This window comes from Rhodoferax sp., from assembly GCF_037143375.1.
Lineage (GTDB): Bacteria > Pseudomonadota > Gammaproteobacteria > Burkholderiales > Burkholderiaceae_C > Rhodoferax.
Genome location: NZ_JBAWYV010000038.1, coordinates 13,662 through 28,218, shown reverse-complemented (window position 1 = coordinate 28,218; position 14,557 = coordinate 13,662). Strand labels below are relative to the sequence as shown.

At 57.7% G+C, this 14,557-nt stretch carries 16 protein-coding genes and 1 pseudogene; 8 read left to right on the top strand and 9 right to left on the bottom strand.

What is annotated here, in order from left to right; genetic code table 11:
• Nucleotides 1–233: pseudogene (locus WCG50_RS08225) on the bottom strand (KamA family radical SAM protein); the annotation flags it as partial.
• A gap of 167 nt (nucleotides 234–400) precedes the next feature.
• Here WCG50_RS08225 and WCG50_RS08220 point away from each other — a divergent pair.
• On the top strand, nucleotides 401–844 hold the full coding sequence (locus WCG50_RS08220) for an Lrp/AsnC family transcriptional regulator (protein WP_336899106.1): 444 nt from the start codon (nucleotides 401–403) through the stop codon (nucleotides 842–844).
• Between the two features lie 4 nt (nucleotides 845–848).
• Here WCG50_RS08220 and WCG50_RS08215 read toward each other — a convergent pair whose 3' ends face one another.
• Entirely contained in the window at nucleotides 849–1,322 is a 474-nt protein-coding gene (locus tag WCG50_RS08215) for an Lrp/AsnC ligand binding domain-containing protein (protein WP_336899105.1), read from the bottom strand.
• Nucleotides 1,323–1,329: 7 nt separating this feature from the next.
• The gene (locus WCG50_RS08210) at nucleotides 1,330–1,755 is read right to left on the bottom strand and encodes an Lrp/AsnC family transcriptional regulator (protein ID WP_336899104.1); all 426 of its coding nucleotides are present in this window, start codon (nucleotides 1,753–1,755) and stop codon (nucleotides 1,330–1,332) included.
• A gap of 124 nt (nucleotides 1,756–1,879) precedes the next feature.
• Here WCG50_RS08210 and WCG50_RS08205 point away from each other — a divergent pair, with 124 nt between their 5' ends.
• From WCG50_RS08205 to WCG50_RS08175, 7 genes are all read left to right on the top strand, one after another.
• Entirely contained in the window at nucleotides 1,880–2,953 is a 1,074-nt protein-coding gene (locus tag WCG50_RS08205) for an ornithine cyclodeaminase (RefSeq protein WP_336899103.1), read from the top strand.
• Nucleotides 2,950–3,897 carry an arginase gene (gene rocF, locus WCG50_RS08200; RefSeq protein WP_336899102.1) on the top strand — a complete coding sequence of 316 codons (948 nt, stop codon included), beginning with the start codon at nucleotides 2,950–2,952 and terminating at the stop codon, nucleotides 3,895–3,897. The genes WCG50_RS08205 and rocF overlap by 4 nt, the downstream gene beginning before the upstream one ends.
• Before the next feature lie 27 nt (nucleotides 3,898–3,924).
• Nucleotides 3,925–4,854 carry a DMT family transporter gene (locus WCG50_RS08195; RefSeq protein ID WP_336899101.1) on the top strand — a complete coding sequence of 310 codons (930 nt, stop codon included), beginning with the start codon at nucleotides 3,925–3,927 and terminating at the stop codon, nucleotides 4,852–4,854.
• A gap of 209 nt (nucleotides 4,855–5,063) precedes the next feature.
• Nucleotides 5,064–5,834 (top strand): ABC transporter substrate-binding protein, encoded by a 771-nt coding sequence (locus tag WCG50_RS08190; RefSeq protein ID WP_336899100.1) that lies wholly within the window; start codon nucleotides 5,064–5,066, stop codon nucleotides 5,832–5,834.
• A 10-nt stretch (nucleotides 5,835–5,844) separates the two neighbouring features.
• Nucleotides 5,845–6,603 carry an amino acid ABC transporter permease gene (locus WCG50_RS08185; RefSeq protein ID WP_336899099.1) on the top strand — a complete coding sequence of 253 codons (759 nt, stop codon included), beginning with the start codon at nucleotides 5,845–5,847 and terminating at the stop codon, nucleotides 6,601–6,603.
• 9 nt (nucleotides 6,604–6,612) lie between these two features.
• On the top strand, nucleotides 6,613–7,368 hold the full coding sequence (locus tag WCG50_RS08180; protein WP_336899098.1) for an amino acid ABC transporter ATP-binding protein: 756 nt from the start codon (nucleotides 6,613–6,615) through the stop codon (nucleotides 7,366–7,368).
• Between the two features lie 63 nt (nucleotides 7,369–7,431).
• Entirely contained in the window at nucleotides 7,432–8,715 is a 1,284-nt protein-coding gene (locus tag WCG50_RS08175) for a DcaP family trimeric outer membrane transporter (RefSeq protein WP_336899097.1), read from the top strand.
• 197 nt (nucleotides 8,716–8,912) lie between these two features.
• On the opposite strand, the gene WCG50_RS08170 is transcribed toward WCG50_RS08175, so the two are convergent.
• From WCG50_RS08170 to hutC, 6 genes are all read right to left on the bottom strand, one after another.
• Nucleotides 8,913–9,494, bottom strand: coding sequence for a hypothetical protein (locus WCG50_RS08170; RefSeq protein WP_336899109.1), 582 nt, complete (start codon nucleotides 9,492–9,494; stop codon nucleotides 8,913–8,915).
• Nucleotides 9,495–9,762: 268 nt separating this feature from the next.
• Nucleotides 9,763–11,190, bottom strand: coding sequence for a formimidoylglutamate deiminase (locus tag WCG50_RS08165; RefSeq protein WP_336899096.1), 1,428 nt, complete (start codon nucleotides 11,188–11,190; stop codon nucleotides 9,763–9,765).
• Nucleotides 11,183–11,980, bottom strand: coding sequence for an N-formylglutamate deformylase (hutG, locus tag WCG50_RS08160; protein WP_336899095.1), 798 nt, complete (start codon nucleotides 11,978–11,980; stop codon nucleotides 11,183–11,185). Before hutG ends, WCG50_RS08165 begins: the two co-directional genes overlap by 8 nt.
• A complete protein-coding gene (gene hutI, locus WCG50_RS08155) occupies nucleotides 11,977–13,191 on the bottom strand; it encodes an imidazolonepropionase (RefSeq protein ID WP_336899094.1) in 1,215 nt (404 codons plus the stop codon). Before hutI ends, hutG begins: the two co-directional genes overlap by 4 nt.
• Nucleotides 13,188–13,769, bottom strand: a complete 582-nt coding sequence (locus WCG50_RS08150; protein WP_336899093.1) for a HutD family protein — start codon at nucleotides 13,767–13,769, stop codon at nucleotides 13,188–13,190. The genes hutI and WCG50_RS08150 overlap by 4 nt, the downstream gene beginning before the upstream one ends.
• Complete coding sequence (gene hutC, locus WCG50_RS08145) at nucleotides 13,766–14,476, bottom strand: histidine utilization repressor (RefSeq protein ID WP_336899092.1); 711 nt, start codon at nucleotides 14,474–14,476, stop codon at nucleotides 13,766–13,768. Before hutC ends, WCG50_RS08150 begins: the two co-directional genes overlap by 4 nt.
• Nucleotides 14,477–14,557 lie beyond the last annotated feature (81 nt).

Genomic DNA, 14,557 nt, shown 5'->3' with positions numbered 1-14,557 from the left:
GGATCGTCGCGGTCCATCAGTTTGGCCATGTAAGGCGTGATGGCAATGGCAAACTTGTTGTACACCGTCTCATTCACGTTTTCTACATTATTCAGAACGCCATCAAGTTCGGCGTGGTGGGTGTAGCGACGGGCAAACTGTTTCTGCCAGGATTCGGATTCAGGATCGTAGGCGTCCAACTCCGCGCGGGTCAGCAGTTTTTTGTTGAGATTGAAATCGACTTTTTGCAGCATTTTGGTCTCCTGATTTTGGGATGTGCCTCGTCACCTCGCTTGGTGATGAGGACGATGAAACCAAGTTTAGAGAGAAGTTCTGCCGGATGAAACAGGCAAATTGACTGAAATATATTAGAAATTTCATACATAATGCCTGACATTTTTACAACTTGCTTGTTTCACTCATGATCACCCCTTTAGACCCCCTTGACCGGCAGTTGATTGAACTCCTCAAAGTCAATGCCCGGCTGCCCATGGTGAAGCTGGCCAAAGCACTGGGCTGTGCCCGCAGCACGGCGCAATTGAGGTTGAAAGCGCTTGAGGATGCAGGCGTCATTACCGGCTACACGGTAGGCGTGACGGTGGCGCAGGCGGCCTCGGGGATTCGCGCCATGGTGTTGATCTCGATTGAGTCCAAGAACGAACACGATGTGGTGCGCTCACTGTCGCGTCGACACGAGATCTTCAAGCTCTACTCGGTCAGCGGGCGCTACGATTTATGCGCCATGCTGGCGACCGAGTCCACCCATGAACTCGATGCGGTGATTGACAAAATTCGGGTCATCAAGGGCGTGGTCGATACCTTCTCGACCATTCTGTTGTCCACCAAACTCGATCGCCCGGAGTAAGGAGTCAGCGCAGCGGCAAATGCGTGGTGTTCTTGACTTCTTCCATCACCGCATAGGTGCGGGTTTCGCGGATGCCGGGAAGTTGCCACAGCACCGTGCCGGCAAAGTCGCGGTAGGCCGACATGTCGGCCATGCGGGTTTTCAGCAGGTAGTCAAAGCCGCCCGCCACCATGTGGCACTCCATGATCTCCGGGCGCACCTGCACCGCCGCCTTGAAGGCCTCAAACACATTCGGTGTAGTGCGGTCCAGCAGCACTTCAACAAACACCATCATGCCGGCCCCGAGCTTGAGCGGGTTGAGCCTTGCCTCATAACCCAGGATGTAGCCCTCCTTGGTCAGGCGCTGCACCCTCGCCAACACCGCCGTGGGCGACAGCATGACGTTTTCTGCCAGTTTGAGGTTCGACAGGCGGCCATCCTCTTGCAGGCAATTCAAAATCTTGAGGTCGATTCGGTCAAGGTCGGGCAGGGCGTTCATCTATGGCTCACGACAGTCGGTAGGTTTTAAGGTGAATGCTGGTCTCGGTGTTGCTGATACCGCGAATCAAACGAATGCGCTCCAGCACTTTGGACAACTCTGCCAGGTTGGCCGCCCGCAGCTCGGCCAGCAAGTCCCAGCGGCCATTGGTGTCGTGCAGGGTGGCCACGCCGGGCTCGCCCAGCAGGCTGGCGATGACGGATCGGCTCTCGTTGCCCTCGACCGCCACGCACATCGAGGCGCTGATCTCGGTCGGCTCTGCATCGGGTCGCAAGCGCACGGTGTAGCCCACGATGATGCCGGCGTCTTCGAGCTTGGTGACGCGGTTGGTCACAGTGCCGCGTGACACGCCCAGCTTGCTCGCCAGGGTCGCTACGCTGCTGCGCGCATCTTTGCGCAGCAAGGACAGTAATTGGTGATCGGTGGAATCCATTTTGTCATTTTGACATTTAAACCTGGCGAAATGCTAAAAATTTCTCAAAAAGATAGCATTTCTGGCGATTTACATTGCCATGGCACTTAAGGACACTACTCTCAACCAAACGGAAACCTGCACCATGAAACGTACTTCACTCGTCCAAACCCAATTTCTTAGCGCCCAGGATGTGGCCACCATCGTCGTCGAAGTCGGTGTCGAAGCCACCTTGAGTCGCATGGCCGATTTCATCTTCGAAGACTACTTGCGCTGGCAAGATTTCGATAAATGCGCCCGCGTGGCAAGCCATTCCACCGACGGTGTGATTGAACTGATGCCCATCGCCGATGCCAAGACTTATGCCTTCAAGTACGTCAACGGTCACCCCAAAAACACCTTGGCCGGCTTGCCCACTGTCATGGCGTTTGGCGTGCTGGCCGATGTGGCCACCGGCATTCCCGAGTTGCTCAGCGAATTGACGCTGACCACCGCGTTGCGCACCGCGGCCATGTCCGCCGTGGCGGCTCGCGCATTGGCCCGCCCAGGCAGCCGCAGCATGGCCTTGATTGGCAATGGTGCCCAAAGCGAATTTCAGGCGCTGGCGTTTCACCACCTGCTCGGCATACAGGAAATTCGGCTGTTTGACACCGACCCCGAAGCCACCCAGAAACTGATGCAAAACCTGCAGCACACCTCCCTGCGCCTGATAGATTGCGACAGCATCGCCCAGGCCGTGCGCGGTGCCGACATCGTCACCACCGTGACTGCCGATAAAACCAACGCCACCATCCTGACCCCAGACCTGATCGAGCCTGGCATGCACATCAACGGCGTGGGCGGCGACTGCCCCGGGAAAACCGAGTTACACGCCGATGTCTTGCGCATGGCGAGTGTGTTTGTGCAGTACGAACCCCAGACCCGCATCGAAGGTGACTTGCAGCAACTGCCGGCTGATTTTGCTGTCACCGAACTCTGGCAAGTGCTGCGCCAAGAGGCCCCGGGCCGCACCTCGGCACAAGAAGTCACGGTGTTCGATTCGGTGGGTTTTGCACTGGAAGACTACTCGGCACTGCGCTACATGCGAGATGCTGCCAGTGAGTTGGGACTGGGTCAGTTGGTGTCCTTGATTCCGGACTTGCCGAACCCGAAAGATCTGTTCAGCCTGATTGCCCCAAAGGCGCAGGTGGCATCGCACAAATTGGCTTTGGCGGCATGAGCCCGGCACCGTCTGCCAGTCCGGCACCCGGTGGCGTCAGTCTGATCGGTGTTCCCACCGACATTGGCGCTGGCACTTTGGGTGCCCGCATGGGGCCCGAGGCACTGCGCGTCGCGGGCATTGCCCAAGCGATTCGCCAGTTTGGCCTTGACGTCAAAGACTGTGGCAACCTGGTCGGCCCGGCCAACCCCTGGACCGATGCGGTCAATGGTTTTCGCCACCTGCCCGAAGTGGTGCAGTGGAACACCTTGCTGCATGACGCCATGTACGCCGAACTCAATGCCGGTCGCTTGCCCATCATGCTTGGCGGCGACCATTGTCTGGGCATCGGTTCCATCAGCGCGGTGGCGCGCTATTGCCGAGATCAGGGCAAAAAACTGCGGGTGCTGTGGTTTGATGCCCACGCTGACTTCAATACGGCCACCCTGACACCCAGTGGCAATATTCATGGCATGCCCGTGGCGTGCCTGTGCGGCCATGGTCCGCAAGCGCTGATCGAAATTGGCGGCCATGTGCCCGCGCTCAACCCCAAACAAATTCGCCAGATTGGTATTCGCAGCGTGGACGAAGGCGAAAAACGCCTGGTGCACGACATGGGCATTGAGGTGTTTGACATGCGCTATATCGACGAAATGGGCATGCGCCATGCGATGGAACTGGCGCTGGCGCTGGTCGATGCCAACACCCACTTGCATGTGAGCCTGGACGTGGATTTTCTGGACCCTGAAATCGCCCCCGGCGTTGGCACCACCGTGCGGGGTGGCCCCACTTACCGGGAAGCTCAGTTGTGCATGGAAATGATTGCCGACACCGGTCGCCTGGCCTCGCTTGATGTGGTGGAACTCAACCCCGCGCTGGATGTGCGCAACAAGACCGCTGAACTGGCAGTGGATTTAATTGAAAGTCTCTTTGGAAAAAGTACACTGATGCGGAAATCAAGTTAATAATTTGATCCAACACAAGCAAATTGAATGAAAAATGCAACCATGACGCGTGCCAGCGCCAATCTCTTACTGATGCTGGTCGCCGTGATTTGGGGGTCCGCCTTTGTTCCCCAAAGCTACGGCATGGCCGATGTGGGGCCCATGACGTTTACAGGCGTGCGGTTCTTGATCGGGGTACTGGTCGTGATGCCACTGATGTGGATCGAATGGCACAGTTTGCAACGCGCAGACAAGGCCTTGAAGCGCAACGATGGCTTCAAAATTGCTGGTCTGGGCGGACTCCTGTTGTTGGGTGCTGCGATGCAGCAAATTGGCCTGATGAGCACGACCGTGACCAATGCGGGGTTTCTGACAGCGCTCTATGTACCGCTGGTTCCGGTGTTGGGATGGTTGCTCCTGCGGCACCTGCCACACTGGTCGGTATGGATGGGCTCCCTAGCCTGTATTTTTGGGGCCTATCTGCTCTCCGGTGCGCAAATTTCATCCATAGGAAAGGGTGATCTATGGGTGATTGGTTCTGCCATTCCCTGGGCATTTCACGTACTCCTGGTGGGGCGTGTCGCAGATCGGATGCGGGCGCCCTTCCTGGTAGCGGGCGGGCAGTTTGGTGTTTGTGGTTTGCTGGCCTTGCTGTGGGCGATTTCCTATGAATCGATCACTTGGACGGGGCTGCAAGCAGCCGCCTTGCCCATTGCCTACACCGGAATATTTTCTGTTGGTATCGCTTTCACAGCACAAGTCGTCGCTCAGCGTTACGCGCATGCCGCCGATGCGGCCATCGTCTTGTCTTCAGAAACATTATTTGCCGCTGTATTTGGCTACTTGCTGATGGGTGATCGGCTTGACGCCGTTGGCATAGCAGGCTGCGCACTGATCTTTGTGAGTACCGTTGGCGTGCAACTCTTGCCGATGTTGTCACGCGAAAGATTAGTCCCTACCGAGGGAAAACGATTATAGAAACAAGGTTTTTCGGTATTGTATATACAACACCGAAAAGATAAACTTTACTCGGTATTTATTGAGCGCCAGTCAGGTGGAGAGTGTCTGGTGATTCGATAAATTTCAAGTAAGTAGGTTGGGGATTGCGTTCGAAGAAGCCGCCCCAAAAAGCAAGAAATTAATTGCAAACCAAAAGCAATTAACATTTTAAATAATTAGGAGATCCAATGAGATTGTTTACAAAGATATGCGGCGCTGCATCTTGTGCTTTGATGCTTATGGTGGGTAGCGCGCAAGCGCGCGACTGGAAAGTCATCAAAGAGGCTGGCACCGTTGTGGTAGCCACTGAAGGTCAATATTACCCCTTCAACTACTTTGACGGCCCGAAACTGACCGGTTTTGAAGTTGAACTGGCCGAAGCGGTTGTGAAAAACATGGGTCTCAAGATTGACTGGCGCGTGGTGTCTTTTGATGCACAACTCGCCTCCATTCGCCAGGATCGCTTTGACTTTGCCATCGCCTCGCATGGTTTCACCGAAGAGCGCGCCAAAGCGGTTGACTTTGCCAACCCGCATTACTGCTCCGGTGGCCAGATCGTGTCCTTGCCCGGTGGGCCGCTGACGGTGGCGGCACTCAAAGGCAAGTCGGTGGGTGTGCAAATTGCCACCACCTACTTTGATGCAGCCAAGAAGCTCGAAGGCATTGGCGAGATCAAAACCTACAAAGACGAAGCCGCCAATTTTGCCGCGCTCAAGGCCAAAAAATACGATGCCTGGATTTCTGACAAGTACCTCGTGAAAGCGACCCTCGAAAAGAATCCTGGCACCGGCGCCACGCCCGGCGACATGGTGTTCGTGGAGCGCATTTCGATGATCACACGCAAAAACAACAAAGAGCTCGTGGAGCAGTGGAACAAGTCCTTGGCGGAGGTCTTGAAGAATGGCACTTACCAAGCTTTGTCCACCAAGTACTTCCAAGCAGACATTGCCTGTCATTAAGTAGCTCACCATGAACTGGAGTAAGCAAAATCCTGGCTGGGCCATGTTCGTGGCCATGGCAGGACTCCTGCTGGTTTTGTGGGGTCTGGCCATTCCATTGTCAATGGCGCCAGCACCCATCGGACCCGCAGCCCATGAGTTCACTGAAGGAGCACGCGTCACCGTCATGCTGACGTTGATTTCGGGCATCTCCGGCATGGTGATCGGTGTGGTGGCGGGGCTCGGCAAGTTGTCATCTTTTCTGCCGTTTCGTTGGTTGTGCGACTTCTATGTGTGGCTGATTCGGGGCACGCCTCTTCTCTTGCAAATTCTGTTCGTGTGGCTTGCCTCACCCCAGTTGCTGCCGGATTCGATGCAACCGTCGGACTTTGCCTGTGCTGCGATCGCCTTGGCGATCAACATCGGCGCCTACAACACGGAGTGCGTACGCGCCGGTATTCTGGCGGTGCCCCATGGACAGATCGAAGCGGCCAAAGCCTTGGGGCTGTCACCGTTTCAGACCTTCATGGACATTGTGTTGCCTCAGAGCATGCGGGTGGCCTTGCCGGCCTTGGCGAATAATTTGGCCTCATTGGTCAAAGATTCGTCGCTGGCTTATGCCATCAGCGTGGTTGAGTTGACCATGATCGGTTACCGGGTGCAAGCCACAAGCTACCAGCCGATACCGGTGTTCCTGACCACGGCGAGCATCTACCTGATTCTGACCACGGCCTTCACGTCTCTGACGTCTGCGCTGGAAGTCCGGCTTGATGTCGGCAGAAAGCGCTAGGAGCTCAAGATGACGAATCCAAGTACATCCAAGCCGATCATTGAAGCGACGAATGTTGACAAACACTTTGGCGAGTTTCGGGCTTTAAAGGCGGTTTCGGCCACCTTTTACGAAGGCCAGGTCACCGCCATCATCGGACCCTCCGGTTCGGGGAAATCAACTTTTCTGCGAACCTTGAACCGGTTAGAAGCACATGACGGCGGCAACATCCGGATCGACGGTATCGAGCTCAACGACGATTTAAAGAACCTCGACGCCATCCGGCGCGAAGTGGGCATGGTGTTCCAGAACTTCAATTTGTTCTCGCACCTGACCATTCTGAGAAACGTGGCGTTGGCACCGATGCGCGTGCGCAAGATGCCCAAGGCCGAGGCGGAAGCCAAGGCGCTGGCATTGCTGGAGCGAGTGGGTTTGAAAGACCAGGCGCACAAGTACCCGGTCCAGCTATCAGGCGGGCAGCAGCAACGTGTTGCGATTGCCCGTGCATTGGCGATGGACCCCAAAGTGTTGTTGTTCGATGAGCCCACGTCGGCGTTAGACCCGGAAATGGTCAACGAGGTGTTGGCGGTCATGCGGGAGTTGGCGCACACCGGGATCACCATGCTGGTGGTGACCCACGAAATGGGCTTTGCCCGTGAAGTGGCAGACCGCCTGATCTTTTTTGATCTGGGCGTGATCCTGGAAGACACCACCCCGGATGAGTTTTTCTCGAATCCGAATCACCCGCGAGCCAAGGCGTTTTTGTCGCAGGTCCGACCCGGTTAGTGCATCGGTGTTACACGCCAATGCAAGGTTTTCAAACATTAATAAAGAGACATAGGAATCATCATGAAAGTTAACAAATTAGTTTTGAGCTTGTTGGCCGCTGGCCTGAGCGCTGGAATTTTGTCAGGTGCACAAGCCGCTGATGCCGACCGCATCAAGGCCCTGGAAGACCAGTTGCAGGTGTTGCAGCAAGCCATTGCTGAACTAAAAAATTCGACGCCGACGAAAAAAGAAGTAGCTGATTTGACCGATCAAGTTACCTTGCAAGGCAAGGAATCGGTGGTGTTGGGCGACATGCCAAATTCGTTCCGGATGCCGGGGAGCGAGACATCTGTGCGTATCTATGGTTTTGCTGAAGTGAATGCCATTAGAGATACGGGTAGCGTTTCTCCCGACGACCACTTCTCCTGGTTACCTTCACAGCCCCTGAATATCAATACTCCAGCCACTGGCATGACGCGTGTGACGACCCAAACGTCACGTTTTGGTTTTGAAACTTCAACGCCTACCGCGCTCGGTGCTTTTCACACTGTCATCGAAGCTGATTTTTACGCAGGCGATAATTCGGCGCTCCGCTTGCGTCACGCGTATGGCGAATATGCGGGATTCCTAATTGGCCAGACTTGGTCCACCTTCATGGATGGTGATAACTTCCCTGAGTCAGTGGACTTTAATGGCCCGCCTGGATCAACTTCTGCGCGCACGGTGCAGTTGCGATATACCCATAACATTCCTGATGTCGCAACGTTTAAGTTCGCGGTTGAGAGAAATGGTAGTGGAAGTAGCAAGTTGAATCCAACCAACGACCAGCCGTTGAGCTTGGTACTGCGTGCAGACAAGACGTTCGCAAACGGAGCCGCATTGAGTCTGCGCGCTATTCGTCACACTGAAATAGACGCAGGTGGGAACAGTGCCGTAGGTTATGGCTTAGGAGTCAGTGGCTCATTCAAGTTCACTGATACCTTGACGGGTTTCGGTCAGTTCACCAAAATCGACGGTGATAATGTTGGCAATCTGGTTGTTGGCACAAATGGTGCCAGGTTCGATACAACAAGTGGCGCACTCGCTTTCGATAAAACCACTGGCGTGGTGCTTGGTTTAAATAATGTATTCAATGAAAAATGGCGTACAACGGTGTCCTACGGTCAGTCAGTTTCTGACGAAACTGCTGTATTTAAAGGCGGAGATAACAGCAGCTTGAAACAGTGGCACTTGGGCTTCTACTACACCCCGATCAAGAGTGTTGATCTTGGTGCTGAATACATCAAAGGAACCCGCACCACTTTCGACGGTGATACGGGCGATTTGAACCGATTCAACCTTCAAGCACGTTATTCCTTTAACTAGCAACAGGTGATGCCGTCAGTTCCGACTGACGCGATCATTAGAAGCCCCGGCAAGCCATCGGCCCCGGGGCTTTTTTACGCCAGAACGTGAGGCTTGTACTTCAGGAAAAAATCTGGCGTCTTGGGTAGCTTAAAACATCGCATCGGGTGACCCAAGACGCCTCTGAACTCGGTGTGAACTCTGACTTCAGTGTGAAGTTAATCAGCCGCAAAGCAGTAGAGCAGTCCCGCACCACCGGTGCGCACCAGTGCCTGCTGGCTGCAACCGACGGTGTTGTGCGAAGAGTTCCAGGACGCTGACCACGCATCGGTTGCCAAGCCGGTACGGTCGTGGTGACCTGTCATGGCCGAGCCGTCACCGCTTTTTGTCCATTCGCCGCAGGTCATTTCGGGCATGCCGGGGGCGGATGAAAAGGCGGTGCCGTCGCTGCGGGACCCCGTCAGGATGTCGTGGGTGTTGGGTGTGTCGCCACGGCCATTGACGACAGTGCCCTTTTCGTCGAGAGAGGTCGACTTGGTCACGTTGTTCGCGGTGTGCAAATTGTCCACGTCGCTGGCGATCAGCACGCCCTTGGCGTTGTACCAGGGGCCTTTTCCGATGCGGTCGCGGGCGTTCACGACCGGGGTTGTGCTGGTCCAGCCGGTGCTGAGGTAGGCGCGCCAAGTGCGTTCGCCAGCGCCGACGGATGTGGCCAGTTTCTGGCAATGGGCATCGGCGCCGGCCAAGCCGCCGAGGTCGGCGCCGTTACCCGGGCCCGTGCTGGTGACGAAAAACCCCATGGGCCCACTCGACGGTGTTGTGGCACACGCGGTAAGTACGGCCGTAGTTGCAGCGACTTTCAAGACGAGCGCCAAGGCGCGAATTGTTCGGGACATGTTGGACTCCTTTTGGTCGGCAGGTCGGGGATTCAACCACCGAAGCGCGAGTATCTCACTGCTGAATCCACCCGAAAAATCCACAAAAAAATCCCATTCCTGACATGTCAGGAATTGGCGAGTTCACGCCAACAAGTGTCACTTGGCGCAGGGCCCCGCTTAACATTCGTCTTTAACTACTCCACAGTTGCTGCATCGTCTGTACAAAACCAGTCTGGAGTTGCAAATGCAAGCTGGGTTCAGAATCTTTCCCACAGACCAGACCATTCTGAACCACTAAATCACCCGCTACGTAGACCTGCGTATAGGTCGCATCCGGGCTGGAGAACACCAATGCGTCGAGCAGGTTGTCGGCAGGCACGCCGAGTAAGGCGGAAGACGTTGTTTCCAGCACCAGAAAGTCGGCGCGGTTGCCTACAGCGATCGAGCCTAAAGCACGAGAGGTCGCCGAGCGCCCACCCGCCAAGGCTGCTTCAAACATGGCCGCCGCACTGCTGTCAAAACGACTCACCTGCGCGGCGACATTGCGCTGGCGTTGTGTCAGGCGTTGCGAGTATTCCAGCAGGCGCAGCTCTTCAGTCCAACGGCGCGTGACATGGCTATCAGAGCCTATCGACCACTGACCCCCCACGCGTGCAAAGCCTGAATAGTCAAACACACCGTCGCCCAGGTTGGCCTCGGTGCTGGGGCAAATGACAATCGCGGCACCGCTGGCGCTTACGCCTTGTAACTCAGCGGGCGTAGTGTGCGTGGCGTGCACCAGATTCCAGTGCGCATTGATAGGAATATGCGCCAGCAGCCACTCAATCGGGCGCTGGCTGGTGTGGGTCAGGCAGTCTTGTACCTCCTGCATTTGTTCTGCAATGTGGATGTGGACCGGCAGGTTTTTTTGCGCTGCAAAAGCCGCGATCTCTTTCACATCGGCGAGCTCAACAGCGCGCAGGGAGTGAATCGCCACGCCGACATTGACCTGATTCAAGCCACTGGTTTGGCTCTGCAAACTTTCGCACAGGCGCAACAGGCTGTCGGTCGTGGCGGCGAAGCGGCGTTGGTCCTCACGTAAGCCGCTGGCACCGAACCCGGATCGCCTGTACAGCGTCGGCAGCAGCGTCAGCCCCATACCGACACTTTGGGCGGCCCGCACCAAGGCCAGCGACATGTCCAGCGGGTAGGCGTGGGCCGCGCCATCGGCGGCGTTGTGCAGGTAGTGAAATTCACACACTTGCGTGTAGCCTCCGGCCAGCAACTCGGCGTAGAGCAAGGCCGCGATCGACTCCAGTTGCTCGGGCGTGATGCGCCGGGCGGCGGAGTACATGCGGTCGCGCCAACGCCAGAAATCGTCCCCCGTCGTTCCCGCTGCCGTGCTCTTTTGTTCTGTCAGCCCGACGATCGCCCGCTGAAACGCATGGCTGTGGGCGTTGACCAGACCGGGCAACACCGGCCCGGCCAGCACCGTGGCGCCGACCCGGTAGGCGGGCGGGGTGTCCGCTTGCACGCCGCACCAGTGGCCGGTGACATCCACCGTCAGCAACACATCACGCGCCCAGGCGCCTTGCACCCATGCTTGGGGTGCGAAAAATTGCTGGAGGGTGTCACGCATACAGGGCCTGACACGCCGCCAGAGCGCGGGTCATCATGGCTTGCAGGAGCGGTTGAATCGCCTGCGCTTTGTGCTCGTCATAGGCAAACGGCAGGGTTTCTTCCATGTAGAGAACCTGACACATTTCCAACTGCACTGCGTGCACATGGCGTTGTGGCGCGCCATAGTGGCGCGTGATGTAGCCACCCTTGAACCGGCCATTGACGACATGGCTGACGCCGGGGTGTTCACGGCAGGTTTTTGCCACCGCGTCAACGACAGTGGCGTCGGCGCTTGCGCCATTGGCGGTGCCGATGTTCAGGTCCGGCAAGGTTTCCTCAAACAGCCACGGTATCTGCGAGCGAATGCTGTGCGCATCCCACAGCAAGGCATAGCCGTGGACCGTGATGAGGCGCTGCAACTCCCCCGCCAAGGCATCGTGATAAGGCCGCCAGTAGGCTTCGCGACGGCGCAAACGTTCCTCTGGCGCAGGCTCGCAGCCGGTTTGGTAGAGCGGGTCGCCGGTGAAAAATCGGGTGGGACACAACTCGGTGTTGGACGCGCCCGGGTACATCGGTGCGTTATCCGGCGGGCGGTTGAGGTCGATCACATAGCGTGAATAGCGCGGCGTCAACACGCTGGCGCCCAGCGCGGGCAAAAAATCATAGAGCCGGTGCAGATGCCAGTCGGTGTCTTCCACTGACAGGGCGCGGGGCTGGTAGGCGGCTTGTAACTCAGCTGGGATCTCGGTGCCGATATGCGGCATGCTGACCAGCAACGGCGCGGTGCCGCAACGCAAGTTGAAACTCATCGTGGTGTCCCGTTAAAAATGGTTTGACGGCAGGGGTTGGCGCCCAGCGCGTAGCTGAGTTGGGCCGGGCGTTGCACGTCCCACAACACAAAGTCGGCGCGCAGGCCCGGGGCCAGCACGCCCCGGTCTGTTAAACCCAGGGCTTGCGCGGCGTGGCGCGTGACGCCGGCCAGCGCTTCTTCGGGCGTTAACCGAAACAGCGTGCACGCCATGTTGAGCATCAGCAGCAAGGAAGTGCAGGGCGAACTGCCTGGGTTGCTGTCGGTCGCAATGGCGATCGGCACTTGGTGGCAGCGCAGCAAATCGACCGGGGGTAATTTGGTTTCGCGCAAAAAGTAAAACGCACCCGGCAACAAGACTGCCACGGAATGGACTGCCGCCATGGCCGCTGCGCCTGCGTCAGACAGCCACTCCAAGTGGTCGCAACTGGTGGCACCAAAACGGGCCGCCAACTGCGCACCACCGCTGTCGCTCAGTTGCTCGGCATGCAGCTTCATGGGCAGGCCCAAGGCCCGCGCCGCGTCGAACAGCCGGGCGATTTGGGCCGGGCTGAAGGCGATGCGCTCGCAAAATGCATCGACCGCATCGACCAGCCCTTCGGCGTGCAACACCGGCAACATGCGCAGCACTTCGTCGAGGTAGTCATCGGTGCGCCCTGCAAACTCAGGCGGCACCGCATGGGCACCCAAAAACGTCGTGCGAATGGCCACGGCGTTCGACTGACCCAGCGTGCGTGCCACTTGCAGGCACTTGCGTTCTTGTGCCAAGTCCAAGCCGTAGCCGGACTTGATTTCCAGCGTGGTCACACCTTCAGCCAGCAGTTGTTGCAGGCGCCTCTGGGCCTGGGCGGTCAGGGCCTCGGGCGAAGCAGTGCGGGTCGCCAGCACGGTGGAAACGATGCCGCCGCCGCTTTGGGCGATTTCCTCGTAGCTCGCGCCATTCAGGCGCAACTCAAATTCGTGCGACCGGTCGCCGCCGTAGACCAGATGGGTGTGGCAGTCAATCAGGCCCGGCGTGATCAGGGCACCGGCCGCGTCATGCTGGTGGGTGCAACGGTTGAGCAGGTCAGCGGGCAAGTCGCGGCGGGGGCCCACCCACCGCAGCATCGATCCGTCGACCACCAGCGCGGCGTCGTCAATCAGGCCGTAGGCGTGTGCCGCGCCGGGTTGCATGGTGGCTACCGCGCAGTAGGTCCAGAGCGACAGGCTCATACGCGCACCACCATCCACAAGGCATTGACCGCCGTGACTTGCACTGACGCGCCAGCGGGTACTGATCGCCAGGCCAGGCTGTGGGCCGGTATTTCCAGGAGTATGTTGTCAAATAGCACGCTAGCCCCCGTCTCTATTGCGTAGACAGCTATTGTTTCAGGAGCGTCTGACTGATGATGGTGGGCGCCTGCCACGCGCACCATCTGCGCCGAAGCCCGGTCACGGCGCACCATCAGGTTGAAATCCTGGGTGGCGCCGTCCGGCAAGGCGCAGTCCACTGGCGCGGCGCCATCAAAGCAAAAAGGGGCGCTGTGCGGGGTCAAGGGGTGGTGGCTAGAAAACGTGGGCCGTTGTAAATCGCTCACCGTGAGGCGGACCCCGGCGCCACTGAGCACTGCAAACCAGCGCTCCACGCCGTCAAAAAATGAGAACGGTCCGCTGCGTGTCACCTCGGCCACCGACATCCGCCACAGCCAGTCAGTTGCGTCCGGCCAGGCCACCAATTCGCGGGTCTCGCCGCCGCCGTTGCGCCAGGGGCTCGGCTTGACGTCTTTGAGCTGAACCACCTGCCAGTTCACAGCTGAAAATTCCCGGTAAAGCTGTAGCGCAGGCCGGGGTAGACCAGACGCACCACACTCGCCACATGCGGGCCGCTCACTGTGCAGCGCGTCATCACCAGGCAAGGCTCGCTGCGTTTGATGCCCAGGCACTTGGCCTCTTCCGGGTGGGCCAGGCCCGCTTCAATCGTGTAGCTCGCCTCGGTCAGCGGCGCGTGCGCCAGCAGGTAGCTGGTCGGGGTTGTTGAATTGAAATCAGCCTTGAGGTAGAGCGGTGCCGAGGCCGGGTTCACATGACGGTCCTCAAACTGGATCGCCACCCCATCCTCGTAATGCACCAGCACCGAGTGGAAGACTTTGGCGCCGGTGCGCAGTTTTAATGTTTTTGCCAGCGCGGCGTCGGCGCGGATCGATTCCACGCACAACACTTGTGTGCTGTGCGCATGGCCACGCGCCACAATCTCATCGTGAATATCGCGTACGGCCAGGGTGCTGGAAATGCGGTGCAGTTGAGCCACCACCGTGCCCGAGCCCTGTACCCGGGTCACCACGCCTTCGACCGCCAGTTCTTTCACGGCGCGGTTCACCGTCATGCGGCTCAGGCCAAACTGCTGCTGCAAGGTGGCCTCGCTCGGCACCGCATCGCCCGGGCGCCAGACGCCCTGGCTGATTTGGGATTTGACGAATGCTTTCACCTGTTCGTAGGCCGGTAGTTTCGTATTTGTCATAGCGGGTAATTTTGCGATAAATAAAAATTTGATGCCTATCAGGGTTTCCACTGTATTTTATAAGTTGTATAGACAACTAAA